This window comes from Streptomyces sp. NPDC030183 (assembly GCF_055573455.1).
Genome location: NZ_JBVIBK010000009.1, coordinates 147,688 through 172,444, shown reverse-complemented (window position 1 = coordinate 172,444; position 24,757 = coordinate 147,688). Strand labels below are relative to the sequence as shown.

Here is a 24,757-nt window from a genome sequence, read left to right as displayed (position 1 = left end):
CCGGTTCGGCCGACCGGACGGGCGAGGCGGGTGCGGGACGCGCACCATCGCATACGGCTTCGGACACGGCCGTCGCGTAGCCGGTGCGAACACTCTCAGGAAGCACCGACGGCGCTCTCAGGGCGTGAGCCGCACCACAGCGGCACCCGGTAACACGGGGTTCACATTCGAGCAATGATCGGGAAATCGCATGTTGGCAGGCTGCCCGGCATCAGCGCGGCGTTTCAGTGCCGCAGCGCCGCAGCACCCGCACATGCGTAGTGACCCACCCCGAAGGATGTGTCCCGTGACCTTCAAGGCTGAGTACATCTGGATCGACGGCACCGAGCCGACGGCCAAGCTCCGCTCCAAGACCAAGATCATCGCGGGTGAGCCCGCCGGTCTGGACGCGCTGCCGATCTGGGGCTTCGACGGGTCCTCCACGAACCAGGCCGAGGGGCACTCCTCGGACCGCGTGCTCAAGCCGGTCTTCACCTGCCCCGACCCGATCCGCGGCGGCGACGACATCCTCGTCCTGTGCGAGGTCCTGAACATCGACTTCACCCCGCACGAGTCCAACACCCGTGCCGCGCTGCGTGAGGTCGCAGAGAAGTTCGCCGCGCAGGAGCCGATCTTCGGCATCGAGCAGGAGTACACCTTCTTCCAGGACGGCTACCCGCTCGGCTTCCCCAAGGGCGGCTTCCCGGCCCCCCAGGGCGGCTACTACTGCGGTGTCGGCGCCGACGAGATCTTCGGCCGCGAGGTCGTCGAGGCGCACCTGGAGAACTGCCTGGAGGCCGGTCTCGGCATCTCCGGCATCAACGCCGAGGTCATGCCCGGCCAGTGGGAGTTCCAGGTCGGCCCGCTCGCCCCGCTCGAGGTCTCGGACCAGCTGTGGGTGGCCCGTTGGCTGCTGTACCGCACCGCCGAGGACTTCGGTGTCTCCGCCACCCTCGACCCCAAGCCGGTCAAGGGCGACTGGAACGGCGCCGGCGCGCACACCAACTTCTCCACCAAGGCGATGCGCGAGGGCTACGACGCGATCATCACCGCGTGCGAGTCGCTCGGTGAGGGCTCGAAGCCGCTCGACCACGTCAAGAACTACGGCGCCGGCATCGACGACCGTCTGACCGGTCTGCACGAGACCGCCCCGTGGAACGAGTACTCCTACGGTGTCTCCAACCGCGGCGCCTCGGTCCGTATCCCGTGGCAGGTCGAGAAGGACGGCAAGGGCTACATCGAGGACCGCCGCCCGAACGCCAACGTCGACCCGTACGTCGTGACGCGGCTCCTCGTCGACACCTGCTGCTCGGCGCTGGAGAAGGCCGGCCAGGTCTGATCCGCCCCGCCTCACCCCGGGCATCCGGAGGGCGTCCACCGTTCGCGGTGGGCGCCCTCCGGCGTTGTCAGTGGGGCGTGCCAGGGTGAGCGTATGACGATCGACGGGGGCGGCACGGCCGCGGACGGCCTGGCAACGGACGGCTTGGCAACCGACGGCTTGGTCACGAACGACCTGGCCGCGGACGGCCTGGCCGCGGACGGCCTGGCCATCAAGGTGAAGACGGAGAACTGGCAGCAGCACGCCCGGATCACGGCCGAGGGGCTGCGGGAGCTGGTGCGCCGGATCGGCGGCGCGGACGACCGGTTCCTGGTCGTGCAGCGGATCCCGGACGTGCCGGACGTCTTCATCCAGGTGTGGCACGAGGAGGGCAGCGGGGAGTACCAGCTGGAGCACCGGGAGGGGCGCGACCGGTTCTTCGGGACGGTCCTCGCCGACCGGGAGCGGGTCGCCGAGGCGATGACCGGCTGGGCGCGGGGGACGGACGGCTGGGACAACGGCATCGACTGGACCCCGCTCGACCACGACCCGCCCGCGGACGTACCGGAACTGCCCGACGCGGTACGGGAGCAGGTCGAGGAGCGGGTGCGGGAGCTGCTGGCCTGCGGGTACGACGACCGCGCGCGGCTCACGGAGGCCGCCGAGGAGTATCTGGTCGACGGCGACGACCGGCCCGTCTCCCCCGCACAGGCCCGCCGGCTCGTCGACCGGCTGTGGACGGAGCGGCTCGCGGAGCAGGAGACCTGGCAGGGCGCCACCGACCCCGAGCGGATCTCCCGCGCGTTCACGGCACTTCAGGCCGCCGGGATCACCGCCCGGGAGCACTTCACGTGCTGCCGCAACTGCGGCACCGGTGAGATCGGCGGCGAAAGGTCCGAGGGCGACCGGGGCTTCGTGTTCTTCCACATGCAGTGCACCGAGGGCGCGGCCGCCGGACACGGACTGATGCTGCTGTACGGCGGGTTCGACGGGTCGGCCGCCACGACGACGTCCGTCGGGCACGAGGTCGTGGCGGCGCTCGCGGCGGAGGGGCTGTCCGCCCAGTGGGACGGCGATCCGTCCCAGGCCATCTCCGTCGCCCCGTTGGACTGGCGGAAACGCCTGGTGGGATGAGGTGGTGCCCCATCCGTGGGGCATTCGGCGAGCGTCCGAGGAGTGAGAGAAGGCTCCTCTCACGGGCCGGTGTCTGCTTCAATGGGCCCATGGCCAGCTTCCAGAACAGCCGCGCGACAGGTCGCCATGACCTCGAGCCCTTCTGGCCTTCCCGTCAGCACCACGACTTCGACCGGGTGTGTTGCCGCGCGATGAACGCGCCGGCCCTCTAAAGCCGTACCCCGGTCTTCGGCCGGCGCGACAAGACGTACGTCCCTCGGCGGAGCCGACCACGAACTCGGCCGCCGAGGTTCCCCGGACGAACTTCTCGCGCGAAAGAGCTGACCTCTCATGGCGAACACCCGTTCTCTCTCGACCGCCGCCTCCCTGACCGCCGCCTCGGGCCCCGTCCCGGCCGCCGTTCCCGCCGCCACCGGCGCGCCCCGCCACCGGCTGCGTGCCGTGGGCCGGGACGAGGTGGTCGACGTCGCGGACTTCCTGCCCCCGGGCACCACCTGGCTGCCCGCGCCGCAGCACACCCTGCCCACGCTTCCGGGCCGGCCGCCGATGATCGGCTATCTGGTCCTCGTACCGGCCGACCGCCGGCCGCCGGTGCTGCCGTTCGCCGTCGCGGACGCCGGGCCGGCCGACGAGGAGGGCTTCCCTGCGACCGCCACCGGCACCGGCACCGGCACCGGCACCGGCACCGGGGACGAACTGGTCACCGTGGACACCGTGCAGCGCACCGCCGCCGTGGACGGGCGGCCGCTCGACCTCACCTACCTGGAGTTCGAACTGCTGGCGCACCTCGTGGCGCATCCCCACCGGGTGCACACCCGCGACCAGTTGGTCACCACGGTGTGGGGCTACGGGCACGTCGGCGACGGGCGGACCGTCGACGTCCACATCGCCCGGCTGCGCCGCAAGTTGGGCGCCGAGTTCCGTCAGTCGATCCAAACGGTACGGCGGGTCGGCTACAAGTACGCTCCCCCGCTGGCCCGTTGACCCACCGGCCCATGAGCACCGGCGGGCGCGAGCGGATCTTCTGAGAGCAGACAGCCATTCCGTAGCGGGCCGCCCGGCGGGCAGAGTCGGCGGTATGAGACTTCTGATGCTGGGTGGTACGGAGTTCGTGGGTCGCGCCGTCGTGGAGTCGGCGCTGGCCCGCGGCTGGGAGGTGACCGTCTTCCACCGGGGACGGCACGAACCCCCCGCCGGGGTGCGGTCGTTGCTGGGCGACCGCACCGCGCCGGACGGGCTCGCGGCGCTCGTCGACGCCTGCGCCGCCCTCGCAGCCTCCGGCCGGGGCGGGTGGGATGTCGTCGTCGACACCTGGTCGGCGGCGCCGCGAGCCGTCCGGGACTCGGCGCGTCTGCTCGCCGGGTCGGCCGGACGGTATGTGTACGTGTCGAGCCGCTCGGTGTACGCGTGGCCGCCGCCCGCCGGGGCCGACGAGAGCGCGCCCCTGGTGGAGGGTGCGGCGGCGGACGCCGGGCAGACGGACTACGCGCGGGACAAGCGGGGCGGGGAACTGGCCGCCGTCGAGGCGTTCGGCGCGGACCGCTCGCTCCTCGTGCGGGCCGGGCTGATCCTCGGGCCGTACGAGAACATCGGGCGCCTGCCGTGGTGGCTGGGCCGGATCGCCCGGGGCGGTCCGGTGCTGGCGCCCGGGCCGCGTGACCTCCCCCTGCAGTACATCGACGTCCGCGACCTCGCCGCCTGGGTCCTCGACGCCGTGGGGCGGGGCGTGAGCGGGGCGTACGACGTCGTCGGGCCGCCGGGGACGACGACGATGGGGGAACTGCTCGACGCGTGTGTGCGGGTGACGGGCGGACCGGCGGAGCTGCGCTGGACCCCACCGGGGACGGTGCTCGCGGCGGGGATCGAGCCGTGGACGCAGTTGCCCGTGTGGGCGCCGGAGGGGAGCGAACTCCACCAGGCCCTGCACAGGGCCGACGTCTCCCGGGCCGTACGGGAGGGACTTCGATGCCGGGACGTCGAGGAGACCGTACGGGACACCTGGGCGTGGCTGCGAAGCCTCGGCGGGGTCGCGCCGCAGCGGCCCGACCGGCCCGTGGTGGGGCTCGATCCGGCGGTCGAGGCGAAGGTGCTGGGGGTCTAGCGAGCGAAAAGGGCTCGACACACCGTAAGTGTTCAACACGCCCTGATCGCTCGACACGCCGTGAGCGCTCGACAACTCGCAGTCGCGCTAAGGGTGTTGAAACCAGTTCTCCACACGAATCTCTCATCAATTTGTGAGTCGGCTGAACACTCCTGGGACTCACCGCGTATCTGAGGGAGCCGCTTCACTCCTGTCGGGCGCCTCGATGCCCCGCAAGGAAGTCAGAGGAGTTCCATGGGACGCAACACACGGAAACGACGTTCGCCGCTGGCCGTTCGGGCCATTGCCGCATCCGCGGCGCTCGCGGTAGCGGGCGGCGGTCTGGTCTGGGCGAACTTCTACGCCTCAGCAGGCGAGTCGAAGTCCAAGCCGAACGCCACGCTGGCCGCTGCCCAGGTGGCCACCATCGCCTGCCCGGACGTCGGCCAGAAGCTGACGAACGTTCCCCGCCAGGCGCGCGCGGGAGTCGCCAAGGAGCTGGCGCTTCTGGACCGGCAGATCACCGAGGCGTACAAGCGTCTGGCGGAGACCCGCCAGGCCCAGTCCCGGGACGCCAACTTCGTCAACAACGCCATTCTCGGCCCGCTGAAGTCCAAGCGGTCGGCCACCATCGACCGGATCGGCATCAACATCCGGCGTGTGGGCGGTCAGGTCCCGCAGGGCATGGCCCAGCTCGCCGCCTGCCAGAGCAAGACCGACCAGGCGCAGACCAACGCCGGTGGCGCCCAGCAGGGCGGCCAGCAGGGCGGCGGCCAGCAGCAGGGCGGCCAGCAAGGCGGTCAGAACCAGGGTCAGCAGGGCGGCCAGCAGGGCGGTCAGCAGGGCGGTCAGCAGGGCAACAACGGCCAGGGTCAGGGCCAGGGCGGCAACGGCCCGGTGGCCGGGGACTTCATCAACATCAACCAGGTCCAGCCCAACGGCGGCCCGAAGGGCGTGAACGGCAACGGTCTCGCCGCGAACGGCAACGGTGGTTCGCGCGGCTCCTTCACCACGAACTGCGGAACCAACAAGAACGAGATCCGCAACTCGGACAACGTGATCGTGGCCCCCGGTGTCAGCAACGGTGCCCAGCACCAGCACGACTACGTCGGCAACCAGAGCAACAACGCCTTCGCGAGCGACCAGCAGCTGGCCAACGCGCAGACCTCCTGCCAGAACCAGGGCGACAAGTCGTCCTACTTCTGGCCGGTGATCCGTATCCAGGACGGTACGCAGGACATCGACCAGGGCAAGCCCGGTGGCGGCCAGGACAAGAACGTCGGCAAGATCGTCGAGCCGAGCCAGGCCCAGCTGAAGTTCGTCGGCAACAAGCGCGGCCCGGTCGTCGCGATGCCGCAGGCGCTGCGCATCATCACCGGTGACGCCAAGGCGTTCGTGAACGGCCTGGGCAACGCCAACACCAACTGGAGCTGCACGGGCTTCGAGAACCGTGTGGTGACGGACAAGTACCCGATCTGCCCGCAGGGCAGCTCCGTGGTGCGGACGTCCTTCTTCCAGAGCTGCTGGGACGGCAAGAACATCGACAGCGCCAACCACCGCACGCACGTCAGCTTCGTGAAGGCGGACGGCAGCTGCGCCAACGGCTTCAAGGCCATCCCCCAGCTCCAGGTCCGCCTGGTCTACAACATCCCGGCCCCGCAGATCCAGAACGGACAGGTGAAGAACGCGTACGCGCTCGACACCTTCCCGGAGAACCTGCACAAGCCGATCACCGACCACAACGACTTCATCAACTTCTTCAACCAGAACACGATGAACAAGATGGTCAACTGCATCAACAACGGCCAGAACTGCACGTAGTACGCGAGCGGCTCTGAACGACCGAAGCCGGCGGTGGGATCTCCCACCGCCGGCTTTTTCGTGTGCCGAGGGGCCGCGCGGTCGAAGGCGACCGGCGCGGCGCCGCTATCCGTCGTGGCCGCCGCCGGTGTGGGTGCCGCTGTCGTTGTGGCTGCCCCCGGGGTTCATGTGCGCCGAGCCCTCCTGCACGTCCCCGCCGAGGGTGCCCTGGAGCCCGGCGACCGTCTTTTTCTCACCGACGGCGACCCACTTGCGGCCGACGAGGTAGTAGCCGCCGTAGTCCTTGGCGCCGGCGAGCCATTCCGCCTGGCCGCGGTCGGTGGCGAAGGTCGCGAGGACGAACTTGCCGTCGAAGTCGCCGTCCTTGTTGGTGCACAGGGCCTGGCGGATCGTGTCGGCGTCGGTCTGCATGTCCGGTTTGCAGCCCACCTCGCCCGCGATGTGCTCCAGGGTCCCGGTGGCCGTCCTGGGAACCGCCGCGCCCTCGTCGTCGCCCGAGCCGCAGCCGGTCAGCGCCAGCAGGGCCAGAGCCGCGCCGATCGCGCTCCCCGCGAGCCTCTTCCTCGTCACACTCATTCGTCCGTACCTCCGGTCCGTTCCGGCGACGTGAACGCGCCAGCTCCGTGCGCACCGTTGTTCACGGACGGTCGCCCCGTTAGCGTGCCGCCACTGTCGACACAGGGGGCACACAGACATGAACAGTCCGTCGCGACGCACGGTGCTGGGCTCGGCCGGTGCCTTCGGCCTCGGAACCTTCCTCGAATGGTCTGCTCCGGCCCACGCCGCGGAGAGCCCCGGCGGGGGCCCCGTCTTCGATACGGCTCCCGCGCGCTCGGCGCTCAATCGGCTGCTGCCCGGGCATGCCGGGCAGTTCCGGCTCAGTCTCCTCGACCGGGACGGCACGGTCGACCGGTTCCGGGTCACCGGCACCACGGGACGCGTCCAGGTACGGGCCACCACACCGGCCACCTTGCTCATGGGCGTGCACTGGTACCTCAAGTACGTCTGCGGGGCCCACCTCGCCTGGAACGGCGGCCAACTGAACCTCCCCGACCGCCTGCCCGCGCCCGCCCGGCCGCTGGAGCGCTCCACGGCCCTCCCCCACCGCTTCGCCCTGAACGACACCAACGACGGCTACACCGCCCCGTACGCGGACTGGGCGTACTGGGAGCACCAGATCGATCTGCTGGCGGCGCACGGCTGCAACGAGGTCCTGGTCACCGCGGGCATGGAGGCCGTCTACCACCGGCTGCTGAAGGACTTCGGCTACACGGACGAGGAGTCCCGCGCCTGGCTGCCCGCTCCCTCGCACCAGCCCTGGTGGCTGCTGCAGAACCTCTCCGGGTACGGCGGGCCCCTCTCCCCCGAACTGATCGCCCGCCGAGCCGCGCTGGGCCGCCGTATCACCGACCGGCTGCGCGCGCTGGGCATGGCACCCGTGCTGCCCGGCTACTACGGGCATGTGCCCAAGGGGTTCGTGGAACGCAACGGCGGTGACGCGCACGTCGTCCCGCAGGGCGTCTGGCACGGCTTCGAACGCCCCGACTGGCTCGACCCGCGTACCGACGCCTTCGCCCGGGTCGCCGCCGCCTTCTACCGCCACCTCCAGGAGGTGTACGGGGAGGCGGACCACTTCAAGATGGACCTCCTCCACGAGGGCGGCACCGCCGGCGACGTCCCCGTCCCGGCCGCCGCCCAGGGCGTCGAACGCGCCCTCCGGACGGCCCGTCCCGGCGCCACCTGGGTGATCCTCGGCTGGCAGGAGAACCCGCGGCCCGAACTCCTCGACGCCGTCGACAGGTCGAGGATGCTGATCGTCGACGGCGTCTCCGACCGGTACGGGAACGTCACCGACCGGGAACGCGACTGGGGCGGCACCCCGTACTGCTTCGGCACGATCCCCAACTTCGGGGGCCGGACCACGATCGGGGCGCGCGCCCACATCTGGAACGACAAGTTCTTCGCCTGGCGGGACAAGGCGGACAGCGCGCTCGCCGGTACGGCGTTCATGCCGGAGGCCACCGACCGCGACCCGGCCGCCTTCGAACTCTTCTCCGAACTGGCGTGGACACCGAAGCGGATCGACCGGGCCGCCTGGTTCTCCTCGTACGCGGATCTCCGCTACGGCGGCCGCGACGCCTCCGCCCGCGCGGCGTGGCGGGCCCTGCACGACACCGCCTACCAGCACCGGGCCACCGAGCGCAGCGACCCCCACGACTCCCTCTTCTGCGCCCGCCCCGACCTGGCCGCCGACCGCGCCGCCGAGTACGCACCGCGGACACTGACCTACGACCCCGGCCGTTTCGACGCTGCCCTCACCGGCCTGCTGGGCGTCGCGAAGGGGCGGCGGGCCGGCGCCGCCTACCGGTACGACGTGGTGGACGTGGCCCGGCAGGCGCTCGCCCACCGGAGCCGCCAGTACCTGCCACAGCTACGGGCCGCGTACCAGCGCAAGGACCTGGCGGCCTTCCGGGCGCTGTCCACGCTGTGGCAGCGGCTGATGCGGCTGTCGGACGAGGTCACCGGCGCGCACTCCGCCTTCCTGCTGGGCCCGTGGATCGACGACGCCCGGCTGCTCGCCACGGACGACGCCGAGCGGGCGGAGTTCGAACGGACCGCGAAGGTGCTGATCACCGTCTGGGGCGGGCGCGCCACCTCGGACGCGGGGGATCTGCACGAGTACGGCAACCGGGAGTGGAACGGCCTGATGGCCGACTTCTACCTGCCGCGCTGGAAGAAGTGGCTGGACGCCCTGGAGGACGCGCTCGCCACCGGGACCGCTCCGGCGCCCGTGGACTGGTTCGCGTTCGAGGAGCCGTGGACCCGGGAGCGGAAGGACTACCCGCTGCGGCCGGTGGGCGACGCGTACCGGCTGGCGGCGCGGGTGCGGGACGTGCTGGCGCGGGCGCCGTACCAGGGGACGGTGACCGTCACCGCCGAGCCGCCCGTGCTGCGGCCCGGCGGAAGCGCGCGGCTGTCGGCGAAACTCCGCAACGTCAACGGGCTGCGGGCGACGGGTCGGGTCGACTTCGCGCTCGGCGGCTTCGCGGGCGGGGCGAAGCCGGAGGGGCCGACGTCCCTGGCGGGCGTGCCGGCCGCCGGGTCGGGCACCGTCCGCTGGCGGGTGAGCGCGCCGGGGACGCCGCTGGACCGGCCGCTGCGGCCCCTCCCGTACACGGTCACCGCGCGCTACGGGCCCCGCGGCGAGCAGCGGGTGAGCGGACGGTTCGACGGGACGCTCTTCGAGGCGGGGCCGCTGGCCGCCGGGTGGGCCACGTACACGAACAACGCGGCCGTGTTCGGTCAGTGGGGCGAGCGGTTCGCGATCGACGGGGGCGGGGCGGACCTCTGGCGGGGCACGTCGGAGTTCGGGACGGTCCACCGGGTCGGCGCGCTGCGGGACGGCGTCACCGTCACCGTCCGGGTCGACGCGCAGGCGGCGACGGGCAACTGGGCGCGGGCGGGGATCGTGGTGCGGGACGCCCTCGGTACGGCCGGGGCCCGCGGGTTCCTGAACCTGGCGGTCACTCCGGGCAACGGGGTGGTGCTGTCGTACGACAGCACGGGGGACGGGACGCTCGACACGTATCGGCGGGTGACGGGGGTGCGGGCGCCGGTGTGGTTGCGGGTGGTGCGGACGGGGGTGGGGGCGTACGAAGGGGAGTTCTCGGTCGATGAGGGGGGTGTGTGGCGGGGCGTCGGGGCGGTGAGGGTGCCGGGGGCCTCGGCTGGGGGCCAGGACGTGGGGATGTTCATGAGCGCGGCGCACGGGGGGTCGGGGGCGCGGGGGCTGGTCGAGTTCAGTGGGTGGTCGCTGACGTAAGGGTTTCTCGCCCCCGCCGCCCCTACCCGTCCCATCCCCAGGGGCTCCGCCCCTTCGACCCCGGGGGCCGGTCGGCGGGTTGGGCACGTGCGGGTGGGTGGGGGCTGGTCGCGCAGTTCCCCGCGCCCCTGGAAAAGCAGGGGCCTGCGGCCCCCTGCTTTTCCGATGAAGGCCGGGCCGAAGGCCCGATCCCTTCCGACCAGGCGCCCCGGCCCCGCCCCAGCGGAGCGGCAAGGTGACCATCTCAACATTCGCTCGTTCTGCTGAACGTGCAGTCACAGGATGTCGCCCCGCGCCCCACAGGTTCCCGCGGCCGAGAGTCGGTCGTGGATGTCGACCGGGCGGAGGCCGCCCTCGTCGAGCACTACCCCCGTCTGGTCCGGCTCGCGTACCTCACGCTGCCGCCGGGCCTGGGCCGGAACCGCCGGGTGCTGACGGCTCACTCGTTGACGCAGCGGGCCCTGCCGAGGGGCCGCCGGTCGGCCTCGTTGATCCCGGCGCAGGCGAGGGGGCGGGACCGCGACCCCGGGTACGCCTACGTCCGCCTCCAGGTCGTGCGCTCCGCGCTGGAGGCGGGGCTGCCCCTGTTCCGGGCGGCGTGGCCCAGGCGGTCCCAGTTGCCGCCGCTGCTCCCCCGGGTGTGGGGGCTGCGGCTGTTCCCCCGGTCGGGCGGCGCCGACGAACTCGCCCTGGACCAGCGGCTGTCGGCCCTGTCGGCGCCGGCGCGGGCCGCGTATGTGCTGCGCGGGCTGGAGGGGCTCCCCGACCCGGCGGTGCGGACCCTGCTGGAGCAGGCGGGTGTCGAGGACGCGGCGGACGCGCTGGCCGAGGCGTCCTCCGTACCGGCCGAGCGGTACGCCCTGCTCTCCTCCCCCGAGTTCGACCCCTGTTCGCTGCACGCCCGGCCCACCGATCTCATGCGGCGCCGCCACCATGTGCGGGCCGTGGTGGCCGCCACCGGAGCGCTGGTGGTGTGCGGGGCGCTGCTCGGTCTGCCCGGTGACGCGTGGGGGCCGGACGACGCGGCGGCTCCCCCGTACTCCCTGAACCCGGCCGCCGAGGCCGCCCTTGATCCGGGCCGGTTGACGACGGCGGCGGCCACGGCCTGGCAGGCGACCGGGCGCACCGGTTTCGCGAGCTGGCCCGCGCGCGGCGACCTCACCGGTGACAAGGACCTGCTGCGGCGCGCCCTGGCCGTCTGGGCCCGGCCCGGCGAGTCCGTGCAGACCTCGGTGACCCCCGGCACCCAGGCGGGCCCGCCGCCCGGCCCGCCCCAGCTGCTGTACGCGGGCAAGGTCGACAACCTGCGGGTGGTGCTGCTGTACGACGGCCTGCGCGTCGCCCGCTACGCCGAGCCGCTCGACAACCCCGAGGTCGCCGCCCTCGACCTGTCCCGTGTCGACGGGGCGACCGGAGGGGGCGCCGGCGCGCTGCTCCTGGGCCGGGCCGACGGCAACGTCCGCTATCTGACGGCTCCCTGGGTGCGGAAGGCGGCCGTGCGGGATCTGGCACGGTCCTCGGACGAGGTGGCGCCGCTCGCGCTGTCGAAGGACGGGGTGACGGGGCCGTTCGCCAGCCCGGCGGTGCGGACCGGCACGTGCGAGTCCTGGGACGTACTGCAACTGACCGAGGCGTCGGGGCGGACACGGCTGCTGACCGACCTGTCCGAGGTGGTCCCCGCGCACCTCACCGTGGGGCGTCCGTCGTCGGGCCCGGCGCGGGAGGCGGCGCGTGCGCCGGAGGTGTGGGCGCCCTTCGCCTGCTCGCTGGCGGCCGTCCGGTCGCAGGGCGTACGGGCCGTGAACGCCTGGCGGTTCGCCCGGCAGCCGCTGCCCGACGGCAGCGGCACCGCCGACTGGGTCTGCACGCGTGCCGAGACCTGGCGGGGCGCGGGCAGCCGGGTGCTGGCCCAGTTCGACACCCCCGGCGGTGCCTTCGTCACCGCGGCCGTCGACGAGGTGCCCGCCTGCGGCCCCGCCGACCCCCATGTGCTGGCCGCCGCCCCCTGGAAGTCGGCGGCGGGCGACTCCTACCTCCTCGCCGCCGGCGGGAAGGACACGGTCTCCGTCGAGGTGACCGGTGGGGTGAGCGGCTCGGCGCCGGGCAATGTGCTCGCCGTACCGGCCGAGCAGGACGTGAAGGCCGAGGTGAAGGGCGCGCTGGCCAACGGCCGCACGATCGACAGCCTTAAGCAGTCCGCCCGGTGAACGGACCCGCGCGGAACGGGTGATCAGCGGATCCAGCCGATACAGCTGATACGGACGGTCCAGCCGAACCAACCGGTCCAACCGGTCCAACCGGTCCAACTGGTCCAACCGGTCCAACCGAACCAGCCGGTCGACGGCTGGAATCAATCGGTAAGGTGTTCGCATGAGAACCGGTGTGCGCCGCAGGATGGGTGTGGAGGAGCGGCGGCAGCAGCTGATCGGCGTCGCCCTCGATCTCTTCAGCCGGCGCTCGCCCGAAGAGGTCTCCATCGACGAGATAGCGACGGCGGCCGGTATCTCCCGGCCGCTCGTCTACCACTACTTCCCCGGCAAACTCAGCCTGTACGAGGCCGCGTTGAAGCGCGCCTCGGAGGATCTGGCGGGCCGTTTCGTCGAGCCTCGCGAGGGCCCGCTCGGGGGCCGTCTGCTGCGGGTGATGGGCCGCTTCTTCGACTTCGTCGACGAGCACGGCCCCGGTTTCTCCGCCCTGATGCGCGGCGGACCCTCTGTCGGTTCCTCCCGTACGAACGCCCTCATCGACGGTGTTCGCCAGGCCGCGTACGTCCAGATCCTGTCGCACCTGGACATCGAGGACCCGCCCGCGCGCCTCGAACTGCTCATCCGCTCCTGGATCTCCCTGGCCGAATCCACCGCCCTGATCTGGCTGGACGGGCGGGAGATCCCCCGGCGGGAGCTGGAGACCCAGCTCGTGCACGACTTCGCCGCGCTCATGGCGGTGAGCGCGGCGTCGGACGAGGCCATGGCGGCGATATTGCGCCAGGTGATCGCCGGCGAGCCGGAGGGCGGCCCCTTCGGCGACCTGATGGGGCGCCTGGTCACCCTGGCGCAGCCGTAGCGGGCGGGCCGGCCGGCTCGTCTAGACCTCGAACTTCCGGTAGGAGGGGTCGAGGTCGCGTACCTCCGCCGACGCGTGGAAGGACAGGCCCTCCGCCACCTTGACGTGCTCGCGGAGCAGTTCCAGCACGTTCTCCGTCAGCGTCGCCTTCGTCTCGTCGGTCCGGCCGGCGAGCAGGCCCAGGGTGACGTGCACGACGCCGTGCCCGTCGGTGTCGGGGCCGACCGTCGTGTCCTCGGTGCGCCGGAACTGTGTCTTGCAGGCTTCCGGCTTGGCGACGGCGGTCCGTACGACCTCCTCGTGCAGGGCCTTCGCGAACGCGGGCCGGTCGAATCCCTCGGAGAGTACGGCGGAGTAGTCCACGGTGATCTGCGGCATCGGTGCGCTCCTCGGCAATGTGTTCCAGCGGCTGTGAGAAATCAGCTCACCCTAGCCGCAGGCGGAGCGCCAGCATCGCGATGTCGTCCTCCCGGTCCCGCCCGAAGCAGTGCAGCAGGGTGTCGCAGAGGGCGACCGTGCCGAGCGGGGCGTCGGCCGCGGCGGTCCGCAGATGCTCCATGGACACCGACAGGTCGATGCCGCGGGTCTCGATGAGCCCGTCGGTGACCATGAGGAGCCGGTCCGTGGGCCAGAGCGTCGTCTCCGTCGGCTCGGGCCGGTCGAGGCCGAGCCCGAGGAGCGGCCCGGACGCCTTCACGTACTCGGCGTCGCCCGCCTCGTGGACGAGCAGCGGCGGGATGTGACCGGCGTTGGCGACGCGGAGGCGTCCGCTGCGGGGCTCGACCAGGGCGAGGCAGACCGTGGCGGTGACGTCGGGGTGGTAGTGCTGGAGCATCTGGTCGAGCCGGGTGGCCAGCGCTCCGGGGTCGGCCTCCTCCACCGCGAAGGCCCGCAGGGCGTGCCGGATCTCCACCATCACGGTGGCCGCCTCCAGGGAGTGCCCGACGACGTCGCCGACGGCGGTGAGGATGCCGCCGGGGGTGGAGACGGCCGCGTAGAAGTCGCCGCCGATCTCCGTCTGGCGGGACGCCGGCACATAGCGGACGACCACTTCCAGGCCGGGGAACTCGGGGACCTGCTTGGGCAGGAAGCTGTGCTGGAGGGTGAGGGCGACATGCCGCTCGACCTGGTACATGAGCAGCGGCTGCGCGGCGAGCGCGGTCGCCTGGGCCAGCCGGGAGACGAGGCCGGCGGTGTCGGAGGGCCTGCCGCGGGCGGCGCCCAGGGGCAGGGCGACGCACACGGGGGTTCCGCCCTCGGTGCGGGCCAGCACCAGGCGGGCGTCCTCGCAGACGCCGGGCCGGAAGAACCCGGCGGGCCACAGCGGGGCGGGGACCACCATGTCCTGTGCTCCGGGGTCGGCGGCCGTGACGCGCCGGATGAGCCGGGCCACGGCGTCATGGGCACTGGCGTCGGGGAGGGTGGTGCGGGCCCGGGCGCGGGAGGTGCCGCTGTAGAGCTCGCCGTCCTCGCCGAGCACGAACACGGCGGCCGGTGACCGGGTGAGCCGGGCGGCGCCCTCGGCGGCGGCCACGGCCAGTTCCCCCAGGGTGCGGGCGGCCTGGACGTCGACGATGGTCTCGGAGAGCAGGGTGAGCCGGCGGACCAGGGCTTCGGCGCCGTTGCGCATCCGGGCGCCCCGTACGGCGGCGCGGACGACGGCCTGGATCTCCTCGGGTTCGGCGGGCACCGTCAGATACGCCTCGCCGCCGGCGTCCAGGCCCCGGCAGCGGTCGCCGGGGGCGACGGCGGCGGCGGAGAAGTGGACGACGGGGAGGGCCGCCGTCGGGGGCTGTGCCTTGAGCCGCCGGCAGAGTTCGAAGCCGCTCATGTCGGGGAGTCCGACGTCGACGAGGGCCACGTCGGGCAGGGCGCCCGAGCGGTGCCGTACGTCGAGTTCGGCGAGGGCCTCGCCGGCGCTGGCGACCGGGACCACGCTGTGTCCGGCCCGGCGCAGCACCGCGCCCATGGCGTAACGGCTGGCGGCCGCGTCGTCGACCACCAGGACGGTGGTGCGTCCTTCGTCGGCCAGGAGACTCATACGGCTGCTCGTCCCTGAGGCTCGGGGGTGCAGGCCCTCTCCGCCTGCACCCCTCAAGCTAGCGTCCTACCGGTTCGAGCGTGCGAATACGGCCACGGTCCGCCCCGGAACGGCGAACGTGCCGGATTCCGCCTCGTAGGAGGCGGACTTGACGGTAGAGTCCGCGCCCGCCGCCTGCACCGGGTGCAGGGCGTAGGCCGTTCCGGCGAGGTCCGTCACCGTCTGCTTCGCCTTCTCGGGGGTGGCGTTGAAGACGACGACGAGGTCGTCGAGCTCCATGGTGATCACGCCGGGGGTCTCGTCCTTGCCCGACAGCGGGAAGGAGAGCTTCGACTGGACCTGTCCGGTCGTGTCGAGGGAGAAGTCGCCCTCCGTGGAGCGGATCCGCAGCAGGTCCCGGTAGGCCGCCGAGGCGCCCTCGATCTGGTCGCAGCCGACGGCGACCGACGTCAGCAGGGGCTTGGCGTACGACCACTTGGACTTGTTGTCGACGGCCGGGGGCAGGCCGCGGCCGAAGCCGTTTCCGTCGCGGCAGTCCCAGTGGATCGCGTTGAACCAGTCGCCGCTGTCGTAGGAGTTGCGGTCGAGGGACTTGGAGCGCAGCAGGTCGGTGCCCGCCTGGGAGAGGGCCGGGCCCTGGGAGAGGGCGGCCGTCGCCATGGCGAGGACCTGCATACGGGCCCGGTCGGTGGCGCTCGTCGACTTGGGCAGCTTGAAGGCCAGGGCGTCGAACAGCGACTCGTTGTCGTGGGCGTCGACGTAGGCGAGGGCGTCACCGGGGGCTGCCGCGTAGCCGGCGGGGCTGCCGTTGTAGTCGACCTCGGAGCCCTTGACCTCCTTGCCGCCGGTGTCGGTGAACCGGTAGTTCGCGAGGTTGCCGCTCAGGCCGACCTTGACGAGGTCCTGGTAGTGCAGCAGCCGGGACTTCTGCTCGGCCGGGGTGCCGTTGCTCGCGGAGGAGTTGGGTTCGGTGTAGAGGCCGGAGGCGAAGCCCTGGACGCCGGGGTCCTCGTCGAAGGGGCCGCCGCCGCGGACGGCGTCGCGGGCGCGGTCGGAGAAGGTGGCGATGCCCGTGCCGGCCATGTTCTTCTGCGTGGCCTGGGTGAAGCGGGCGTCGTCGGCGACCTCCCCGAAGTTCCAGCCCTCGCCGTACAGGATGATCTTCTTGCCGTCGACGCCGTCCTTGGCGGCGGTCAGCGCGTCGAGGGCCTTGCGGACGGCGAGGATGTTGGCCTTGGGGTGGTGGCCCATCAGGTCGAAGCGGAAGCCGTCGACCTTGTACTCCTTGGCCCAGGTGACGATCGAGTCGACGACGAGCTTGCCCATCATCGTGTTCTCGGGCGCGGTGTTCGCGCAGCAGGTGCTGGTCGCGACGGAGCCGTCGGCGAGGAGCCGCTGGTAGTAGCCGGGGACGACCTTGTCGAGGACGCTGGTCTTGGCCTGACCGCTGGCGGTGGTGTGGTTGTAGACCACGTCCATGACGACCCGCAGCCCGTCGTCGTTGAGCGACTTCACCATCTTCCGGAACTCGACCGTGCGCCGGGTGCCGTTCGGGTCGGTCGCGTACGAGCCCTCGGGGACCGTGTAGTGGTACGGGTCGTAGCCCCAGTTGAAGGCGTCCTTGGCGGCGGCCTTCGCCACGCACTCCTGCTGCTGCTCGGAGTCGGCGGCGTAGGAGCCGAGGTCGCAGTCGGGGGTGGCCTGGTCGGTCTTCCTCTCGGGGATGGTGGCGATGTCGAAGGCGGGCAGCAGGTGCACGTACGAGGTGCCGGCCTTCGCGAGCTGCCGTAGGTGCTGGGAGCCGGCGCTGTCCTTGTCGGTGAAGGCGAGGTAGGTGCCCTGGTCCTTGGCGGGGACCGTCTTGTCGGCGATCGAGAAGTCGCGGATGTGCAGCTCCTGGATCTGCGCGTCCTTCAGCGGTACGGCCTTGGGCTTGTCGTACGAGGTCCAGCCGCGCGGGGCGAGGGACCGGTCGGCGAGGTCGACGACGAGGCTGCGCTCGGAGTCGGTGGTGAGGGCGACGGAGTAGGGGTCGGTGACCTTGTTGGTGACGACCTTCCCGACGCTCGGCGCCCACACCTTGACGGTGTACCGGTAGGGCTTGCCCTTCCAGGACTTCGGGCCGGTGACGGACCAGACGCCGGTGGCGCCGTTCCGTTTCATGGCCACCTTCGTGCCGTCGAGGTCGAGGGAGACGTGCTGGGCGGTGGGGGCCCAGACGGCGAGGGTGGGACGACCGTCGCGGAACGTCGGGCCGAGGTCGGCGTCCGATCCGTCGTAGAGGTCGTCGAGCACCCCGGCGATCTGCACGCCCGTCGCCGCGAGCACGGCGCCGTTCGCGGCCCGCTGGGAGGCGACGAGCTGGCCGCGCAGGGCCTCGCGGACCCGGTCGCGGTCCCGGGGGTCGACGGTCCAGGCGGTGTACGCCTTCAGGTGCGGGAACCTCGCCTTCTGGGCGTCGGAGAGGGAGGACTTGGTGAGGCGGAGCCAGCGCTCGTCGGTGCTGGTGAGCGCACCGTCCTTCACCTTGATCGAGCCGGTGCGGGAGTACAGCAGTTGGGTGGAGGCGGCGGCCTCGTTGCCGTTCCAGGCGAGGGTGTTCCGGTCGATCCAGACCGCCTTGGAGGTCGTCAGGTCGAGGGCGGCGGCGGACCCGGCCGGCTGCGGGAGCAGGTACTTGTCCTGGCCGCTCAGCAGCCACACCTCGTGGCCGTTGGCCTTGAGGTCGAGGGACTGGTCGGCGGGGAGGTCCTTCTCGTCGCCCTTGTGGAGGATGTAGCTGAGGCTGGTGGCGCCCTCGGCGAGCGGCACCTCGAAGACGGCGCCGTACGCGTCGGTCCGCACCGGCTCCAAGGGCTTGGACCAGTCGGTGGGGTTGGCGGCGCCGGCCCAGACGTGCAGGCCCCAGCCGTCGTACGTGCCGTCGGCGCGGTGGTAGTGCAGGACGGCCTTGGACTTGTCCTGCTCCGGGTACTCGTCGACCGGCTTCTCCGTGCGGACGGCCTCCTTGCCCTGCTCGACCCAGATCTCACCGGTCCTGGTGACGTCGATGGAGCGGTCGGCGGAGACGTCCTTGGTGCCGTCCTTGTCGATGACCAGGTAGCCGACGTTGGAGGCGCCGGGCTTCAGCTTGACGTAGGCGAAGGCGCCGTAGGCGTCCCGTCCGACGAAGTCGTGCCCCTCCGGCCAGGTCGTGCCCTCGCCGTCGGCGATGTCGCCCCAGGCGTACAGCCGCCAGTCGGTGTAGTCGCCGTCGGCGCGCTTGTAGTGGACGATCGCGTAGTCGCGGGAGGAGGCGGTGGGGATCTCGGGGGCGGGCGGGGTGCCGGTGGTGGAGGTCGCCGTGGCGCTCGCGGTCCGTCCGGCCGAGTCGATCACGACGGCCTTGTACCGCAGGGCGGTTCCGGCCGGGACGTCCTTGCCGAGGGTGTGGGTGACCTTGTAGGGGGCGTGGTCGGCGGAGCCCAGCGTCTTCCACTTGCCGTTGCCGACCTGCGCGGCGAAGACGACCCGGTTGAGCTGACCGCCGTCGACATCGGCGCTGATCTCGACCGTGCCGGTGGCTCCGGCGGCCGGGGCCTTGAGGGTGAGGGACGGCTTGGCGGCGGGCTTGCCGAGCTTGCCGGCGGCCTTGAGGACGACGGAGGAGCGGGCCGGGACGGTGACGGTGACCTTGCGGTCGGAGCCGCTCTTGACCTGGTCCTTCGTCCCGTAGACCCCCTTGAAGGTCATGCCCGCCGAACCGGTCGCGAAGGTCGCCGACCTGGCGTCGTCCGCGTTGTTGAAGGCGACGACGTATTCGACGCCGGTGCGGGCGTCGGTGCGGGAGAAGGCGTAGACGCCCGGGCCGTCGTCGGCGTGGCGCTCGGTCTGGACGCCGTCGGCGAGGGCCGGGTGGGCCTTGCGGAGCCCCGCGAGCGCGCTGATCTGCCGGTAGAGCGGCGCCTTCGTGTCATAGGCGTCCGTGGCGTGGGTGCGGTCGGTGCCCAGCTGGTCGTCGTCCAGGTAGTCGGCGACCTTGGAGGCGAAGAGGGTCTGGCGGGCGTCCTTGTCGCCGCCGGCGCCGGTGAAGCCCTGCTCGTCGCCGTAGTAGACGACCGGGTTGCCGCGGCTGAGGAACATCAGCTCGTTGGCGAGCCGGTCCTTGGCGAGCAGTTCGGCGTCGTCGGCCTTCGGGTCGTCCTGCTTGAGGAAGGTCCCGATCCGGCCCATGTCGTGGTTGCCGAGGAAGGTGACCTGCTCGTACGCGTTGGCCTTGTCGGTCGTGTACTTGTAGTCGTCGCCGAACACGGCGGCGAGCTTCTCGGCGCTGCCGCCCTGGGAGGCGTACGCACGGGCCGCGTCCTGGAAGGGGAAGTCGAGCGTGGAGTCCAGGCGGCCCTGGGTGACGTACGGGGAGGTCACGGAGGTGTCGGCGGAGTAGACCTCGCCGAACATGAAGAAGTCGTCGCGGCCCTTCCTCGCCGCGTACGCGTCGAGCGCGGTCGCCCACTGGGTCCAGAACTCGGTGTTGACGTGCTTCACGGTGTCGATGCGGAAGCCGTCGATGCGGAAGTCCCTGACCCACTTCTCGTAGATCTTCTCCATGCCCTCGACGACCTCGGGACGCTCGGTCCACAGGTCGTCGAGTCCGACGAAGTCGCCGTAGGTGGCGGACTCGCCGGCCCAGGTGGAGTCGCCCCGGTTGTGGTACATCGTCGGGTCGTTGAGCCAGGCGGGGACCTTGAGGTTCTTCTTCGCGGCCGGGACGACGGGCGTCCGGGGGAAGGAGTCCCGGTCGACCTTCGGGAACGCCTCGGCGCCGTCCGCGTAGTCGGCGTCGTCGAAGGGCTTCCCGTCCTTGGTCAGGTAGGGGAAGGCGCCCTTGGAGAGGTAGTCGTACGACTTCTCCTTGTAGTCGACGACGTCGGCCGTGTGGTTGGTGATGACGTCGAAGAAGACCTTCATGCCCTTGGCGTGGGCCTTGGAGATGAGGGTCTCCAGGTCCTTGTTGGTGCCGAAGTGCGGGTCGACCTTGGTGAAGTCGGTGATCCAGTAGCCGTGGTAACCGGCCGAAGCGTTCTCGCCGGTGCCCTGGACGGGCTGGTTCTTGAAGATGGGGGCGAGCCAGATGGCGGTGGTGCCGAGGCCCTTGATGTAGTCGAGCCGCTGGGTGAGGCCCTTGAGGTCGCCGCCCTGGTAGAAGCCCTTGTCGGTGGGGTCGTACCCGGTGGCGAGCCGGGAGCCGGTCAGTCCGCCCTTGTCGTTCGCCCTGTCTCCATTGGCGAAACGATCCGGCAGGACGAAGTAGAACTGCTCGCGGGTCAGGTCGTGGCGGGCGGGCTCGGCGGCCAGTTTCGCGTCGGACGGCGGCGGGGGCGGTGTCGCGGCCCCCGCCGCGAGCGGCTGGACGAGCGCGGCGGTCAGCGCGGTCACGGTGACCGCGCCGACCACGGCGGCCCGTTGGGCACGGGCGGTACGGCGCCTCGACGGCGACGGCCATCTCGGTATCACAGAGGGACTCCTAGCGATGACGGCTCTGCGGGCGCTGTGAAAGTCCCGCACAGCACCCTCTGGGTGGGTCCGACCCCGCGCGACCGTATCGCCGCCGAAAGGTTTTCAGCAAGAGGCTTGAAAGCACCGGTAAGTGCTTTCAGTTCCGCACGAGAGGGTCAACAGCCGGACTTACCGGCATAGATCGCCAGCGCGGTGTTCGGGCCGAGGGTGGCGGTGAACTGGCCGGAGCCGTTCACGGTCACCGTCGTGTTGCTCTGGACGTTGCAGTACGTCCCGGCCGGGAGCGAGGTCTGGTACGTCCGGGTCAGGCTGCCCGACTCGTGGTTGATGGCCACGAAGCCCTTGCTGCCGCGCCCGAAGGCGATCGCGTCTCCGCCGTTGTCCCACCAGTTGGTGACGGACTGGCCGCGGGTCGCGTTGCGGAAGGGCACCATGCGCATGATCTCCGGCCAGGCGTGCTGGCACTTCCAGCCGTCCTGCCAGCAGGCGTTGACCGTGCCGCCGTTGGGCGGGCCGGCGTCCGTGGAGGAGAACTCGTACCCGGAGTTGACGTCCGGGGCGCCGTACGGGTACGCCAGCATGAAGACGTTGGCCAGGGTGTAGGTGGCGTTGTCCTTGTAGCTGAGCGTGGAGCCGTTGCGCTCGGTGTCGTGGTTGTCGACGAAGACCCCGGCGACGGAGCTGTTCATATAGCCCCAGCCCTCGCCGTAGTTCTTCAGGTACGCGAGGTTCTCGTTGTTGAAGACCCGCTTCAGGTCGAACGCGTAGCGGAACTCCTGGACGTCGCCGTTGCCCGTGTACTCGGTCGGCTGGACGGCCTCGCCGGCGCCGTGGATGGCCTCCTGCTTCCAGTAGACCGAGGGGTTGGTCAGCCGCGACTTGATGGCGGCGAGGTCGGCGGCCGGGATGTGCTTGGCCGCGTCGATACGGAAGCCGTCGACGCCGTACCCGAGCAGGGTGTTCATGTACCCGGCGATGGCCGAGCGGACGTAGTCCTCGCCGGTGTCCAGGTCGGCGAGGCCCACCAGCTCGCAGTTCTGGACGTTGCCGCGGTCCTGGTAGTTGCTGATCTGCGCGGTGCAGTTGTCGAAGTCGAACGAGGAGTACAGACCCGGATAGGCGTACTTCGTGTACGACGAGCCGCCGGTGCCGGTGCCGCTGCCCGACGACATGTGGTTGATCACCGTGTCGACGACGACCTTCACACCGGCCGCGTGACACGTGTCGATCATGTTCTTGAAGGCGGTGGCGTCACCGAGCCGGCCCGCGATCCGGTAGCTCACCGGCTGGTACGACGTCCACCACTGCGAGCCCTGCATGTGCTCGGCGGGCGGCGAGACCTGCACGTATCCGTAGCCGTTGGGGCCGAGGGTGGTGGTGCACTCCTTGGCCACCGAGTCGAATTTCCACTCGAAGAGGACGGCGGTGACGTCCTTCGTGCCGGGTGGGGAGGCGTAGGCGCCGCCCGTGGGGACGGTCAGCGCGAGGGACGCGCCCGCCGCGAGGGCGAGCACGCCGGAGAGGGTTCTGCCGGCCATGTGGGGTCCTTCTCCGTTGAAGGGGCTGGGGAGTTTCCGGAGGGGAGTTCCGGAAGCGGGTGCGCGCAAGATCCGCTGCCGATTCTTGCTGCAAGATGGCTGAAAACTTTCAACCGAGCAGAAGGTACGAGCCGGTTCGCGGGACGGTCAACCCTCCCGACACACGTTCTTCACGCCCCTGAAATGTCTTCACAGGTACGGGGGTTGGGGAATGGATGGTTCCCTCCGCGCGCATACTCGGGGAGAACTGAGTAGGTGCGCTCTGTCGGGTGGTGCGCGGCGGCCGGGACGCTGGTGGCATGACTCGACGACAGAGCAACCCCGCCGCCCAGCTGTTGACCGTCCTCGTGCTGGCCGCGGCGTCCTCCGCGCTGTGGGCCGCCTGGCTGGGCTGGGACCAGCGGCGGGATGTACACCCCGACGGTTCGACGACCGGACCGTACGAGGCGTGGCAGGTGATCGGGCTGGTGCTGACCCTGCTGGCGGCGGTGTACTGGGCGGCGGCGCACCGCTACTTCGTGGGCGCGGTGGCCGGGACCACGGCGGGGCTGACCGTCGCCTCGTTCTACGACTGGTCGGACGACGCGAGCGGCCTCTTCGTCATCGGCGTGGGCATGGTGATGCTGGGGAGCCTCGCCGCGACCGCCACCGTCTCCGCGGTGATCGCCACCGTGAAGGGGGGCGGCGGCCGGGTCACGGCGTGACGGCCGGACCCGGAGGAACGGCTGAGGCCCGCCACCCCGGAAAAGGGGCGGCGGGCCTCGGTGGTCGTGCAGGTCAGACGGTCGTCCACCACACGGTGGTGTCCGCCGGCAGCTTCGCCTCGTCCCCGGCGACGGTCGGCTCGCCGCTGGCGACGAGGACCCGGCCGTAGGCGGGGATCGTGACCGACTCGCCGGTGGTGTTGGCGACGCACACGAAGTCGCCGCGACGGAAGGCGAGGACGCCCTCGGGAGCCTTGAGCCACTCGACGGAGTCGCCCGCGCCGAGGGCGGGCTGCTCACGGCGGACGGCGAGCGCGGTGCGGTACAGCTCCAGCGTGGAGCCCGCGACACCCGTCTGCGCCTCGACGCTCAGGTCGCCCCACTCGGCGGGCTGCGGCAGCCAGGAGCCGCCCGCGCCGAAGCCGTACGAGGACCCGGTGCGGGTCCACGGGATCGGCACGCGGCAGCCGTCACGGAAGCCGTCCTGGCCGGCGCCCCGGAAGTAGGCCGGGTCCTGGCGCACCTCGTCGGGCAGGTCGACGACGTCCGGCAGGCCCAGCTCCTCGCCCTGGTAGACGTAGGCCGAGCCGGGCAGCGCCAGCATCAGCAGCGTCGCCGCCCGGGCGCGCCTGAGGCCCAGCTCGCGGTCTCCGGCGAGGCGGATCTGGGTGCCGAGGCCGGGCTCGTTGGCGAAGCGGGTGGCGTGGCGGGTCACGTCGTGGTTGGACAACACCCAGGTGGCGGGCGCGCCGACGGGGCGCATCGCGTCGAGGGTGCGGTCGATGACGACCTTCAGCTCGGCGGCGTCCCAGTCGGTGCCGAGGTACTGGAAGTTGAACGCCTGGTGGAGCTCGTCCGGGCGGACGTAGTTCGCCGTGCGCTCGACGGTAGGCGTCCAGGCTTCGGCGACGAAGATGCGCTCGCCCGCGTACTCGTCGAGCACCAGTCGCCACTCGCGGTAGACGGCGTGCACGCCGTCCTGGTCGAAGAACGGCATGACATCGTTGCCCAGCAGTTTGAGCTGTTCGTGGGAGCCGAGGTCGGGCAGGCCCTCGGCCTTGACCAGGCCGTGCGCCACGTCGATGCGGAAACCGTCGACGCCCATGTCGAGCCAGAAGCGCAGGATGGAGCGGAACTCGTCGCCGACGGCCGGGTGGTCCCAGTTGAAGTCGGGCTGCTCGGGGGCGAAGAGGTGCAGGTACCACTCCCCCGGCGTGCCGTCGGGTTCCGTGATCCGGGTCCAGGCCGGGCCGCCGAAGATCGACTCCCAGTCGTTCGGCGGGAGCTCGCCGTTCTCACCCTTGCCGGGGCGGAAGTGGTAGCGCTCGCGCAGCGGCGAGCCGGGGCCCTCCGCCACCGCACGCTTGAACCATTCGTGCTGGTCGGAGGAGTGGTTCGGGACGAGGTCGACGATGATGCGCAGGCCCAGCCCGTGGGCGTCGCGGATGAGGGCGTCGGCGTCCAGCAGATTGCCGAACATGGGGTCGACGGCGCGGTAGTCCGCGACGTCGTACCCGGCGTCGGCCTGCGGGGAGGCGTAGAAGGGGGACAGCCAGACGGCGTCCACGCCCAGGTCGCGCAGGTACGGCAGGCGGGAGCGTACGCCCTCCAGGTCGCCCATGCCGTCGCCGTTGCTGTCGGCGAAGCTGCGCGGGTAGACCTGGTAGATCACCGCGTCCCGCCACCAGTCGCGGCGGGCGGCGACAGTGGCGAGTGCGGAGTTGTCGGCCGGGTCGGTGGAGGAGTGCTGGCTCATGACG

Annotated in this window: 15 protein-coding genes; 9 read left to right on the top strand and 6 right to left on the bottom strand. The window is 71.4% G+C overall.

Features of this window, described 5'->3' with window-relative positions:
• Positions 1-286: 286 nt before the first annotated feature.
• From glnII to ACZ4Z2_RS13280, 5 genes are all read left to right on the top strand, one after another.
• Positions 287-1,318 carry a glutamine synthetase gene (gene glnII / locus ACZ4Z2_RS13300; protein ID WP_468075341.1) on the top strand — a complete coding sequence of 344 codons (1,032 nt, stop codon included), beginning with the start codon at positions 287-289 and terminating at the stop codon, positions 1,316-1,318.
• 189 nt (positions 1,319-1,507) lie between these two features.
• Complete coding sequence (locus tag ACZ4Z2_RS13295) at positions 1,508-2,431, top strand: DUF6891 domain-containing protein (RefSeq protein ID WP_468075499.1); 924 nt, start codon at positions 1,508-1,510, stop codon at positions 2,429-2,431.
• A 330-nt stretch (positions 2,432-2,761) separates the two neighbouring features.
• Positions 2,762-3,415: a winged helix-turn-helix domain-containing protein gene (locus ACZ4Z2_RS13290; protein ID WP_468075340.1), complete on the top strand. Its 654-nt coding sequence runs from the start codon at positions 2,762-2,764 to the stop codon at positions 3,413-3,415.
• Positions 3,416-3,509: 94 nt separating this feature from the next.
• Positions 3,510-4,532 carry an SDR family oxidoreductase gene (locus tag ACZ4Z2_RS13285; RefSeq protein ID WP_468075338.1) on the top strand — a complete coding sequence of 341 codons (1,023 nt, stop codon included), beginning with the start codon at positions 3,510-3,512 and terminating at the stop codon, positions 4,530-4,532.
• Positions 4,533-4,766: 234 nt separating this feature from the next.
• The gene (locus ACZ4Z2_RS13280) at positions 4,767-6,332 is read left to right on the top strand and encodes a DUF1996 domain-containing protein (protein WP_468075336.1); all 1,566 of its coding nucleotides are present in this window, start codon (positions 4,767-4,769) and stop codon (positions 6,330-6,332) included.
• A gap of 105 nt (positions 6,333-6,437) precedes the next feature.
• On the opposite strand, the gene ACZ4Z2_RS13275 is transcribed toward ACZ4Z2_RS13280, so the two are convergent.
• Positions 6,438-6,908 carry a hypothetical protein gene (locus ACZ4Z2_RS13275; RefSeq protein WP_468075334.1) on the bottom strand — a complete coding sequence of 157 codons (471 nt, stop codon included), beginning with the start codon at positions 6,906-6,908 and terminating at the stop codon, positions 6,438-6,440.
• A 118-nt stretch (positions 6,909-7,026) separates the two neighbouring features.
• Between ACZ4Z2_RS13275 and ACZ4Z2_RS13270 the strand changes: the two genes are divergently transcribed.
• The 3 genes from ACZ4Z2_RS13270 to ACZ4Z2_RS13260 all read left to right on the top strand — a co-directional run bounded on the left by ACZ4Z2_RS13270 (position 7,027) and on the right by ACZ4Z2_RS13260 (position 13,218).
• Positions 7,027-10,155 carry an alpha-N-acetylglucosaminidase gene (locus tag ACZ4Z2_RS13270; protein WP_468075332.1) on the top strand — a complete coding sequence of 1,043 codons (3,129 nt, stop codon included), beginning with the start codon at positions 7,027-7,029 and terminating at the stop codon, positions 10,153-10,155.
• A gap of 269 nt (positions 10,156-10,424) precedes the next feature.
• Positions 10,425-12,362, top strand: coding sequence for a hypothetical protein (locus ACZ4Z2_RS13265; protein WP_468075330.1), 1,938 nt, complete (start codon positions 10,425-10,427; stop codon positions 12,360-12,362).
• 163 nt (positions 12,363-12,525) lie between these two features.
• Positions 12,526-13,218: a TetR/AcrR family transcriptional regulator gene (locus tag ACZ4Z2_RS13260; protein ID WP_468075328.1), complete on the top strand. Its 693-nt coding sequence runs from the start codon at positions 12,526-12,528 to the stop codon at positions 13,216-13,218.
• A 21-nt stretch (positions 13,219-13,239) separates the two neighbouring features.
• Here the strand turns inward: ACZ4Z2_RS13260 and ACZ4Z2_RS13255 are convergent, their stop codons facing one another.
• The 4 genes from ACZ4Z2_RS13255 to ACZ4Z2_RS13240 form a co-directional block, all read right to left on the bottom strand.
• Positions 13,240-13,596, bottom strand: coding sequence for a 5-carboxymethyl-2-hydroxymuconate Delta-isomerase (locus tag ACZ4Z2_RS13255; RefSeq protein WP_468075326.1), 357 nt, complete (start codon positions 13,594-13,596; stop codon positions 13,240-13,242).
• A 46-nt stretch (positions 13,597-13,642) separates the two neighbouring features.
• Positions 13,643-15,259, bottom strand: coding sequence for a SpoIIE family protein phosphatase (locus ACZ4Z2_RS13250; RefSeq protein ID WP_468075324.1), 1,617 nt, complete (start codon positions 15,257-15,259; stop codon positions 13,643-13,645).
• 66 nt (positions 15,260-15,325) lie between these two features.
• Positions 15,326-20,752 (bottom strand): pullulanase-type alpha-1,6-glucosidase, encoded by a 5,427-nt coding sequence (gene pulA, locus ACZ4Z2_RS13245; RefSeq protein ID WP_468075322.1) that lies wholly within the window; start codon positions 20,750-20,752, stop codon positions 15,326-15,328.
• 158 nt (positions 20,753-20,910) lie between these two features.
• Entirely contained in the window at positions 20,911-22,293 is a 1,383-nt protein-coding gene (locus ACZ4Z2_RS13240) for an alpha-amylase (RefSeq protein ID WP_468075320.1), read from the bottom strand.
• Positions 22,294-22,592: 299 nt separating this feature from the next.
• Between ACZ4Z2_RS13240 and ACZ4Z2_RS13235 the strand changes: the two genes are divergently transcribed.
• A complete protein-coding gene (locus ACZ4Z2_RS13235; protein WP_468075318.1) occupies positions 22,593-22,997 on the top strand; it encodes a hypothetical protein in 405 nt (134 codons plus the stop codon).
• A 73-nt stretch (positions 22,998-23,070) separates the two neighbouring features.
• On the opposite strand, the gene ACZ4Z2_RS13230 is transcribed toward ACZ4Z2_RS13235, so the two are convergent.
• Positions 23,071-24,753: a glycoside hydrolase family 13 protein gene (locus ACZ4Z2_RS13230; RefSeq protein WP_468075317.1), complete on the bottom strand. Its 1,683-nt coding sequence runs from the start codon at positions 24,751-24,753 to the stop codon at positions 23,071-23,073.
• Positions 24,754-24,757 lie beyond the last annotated feature (4 nt).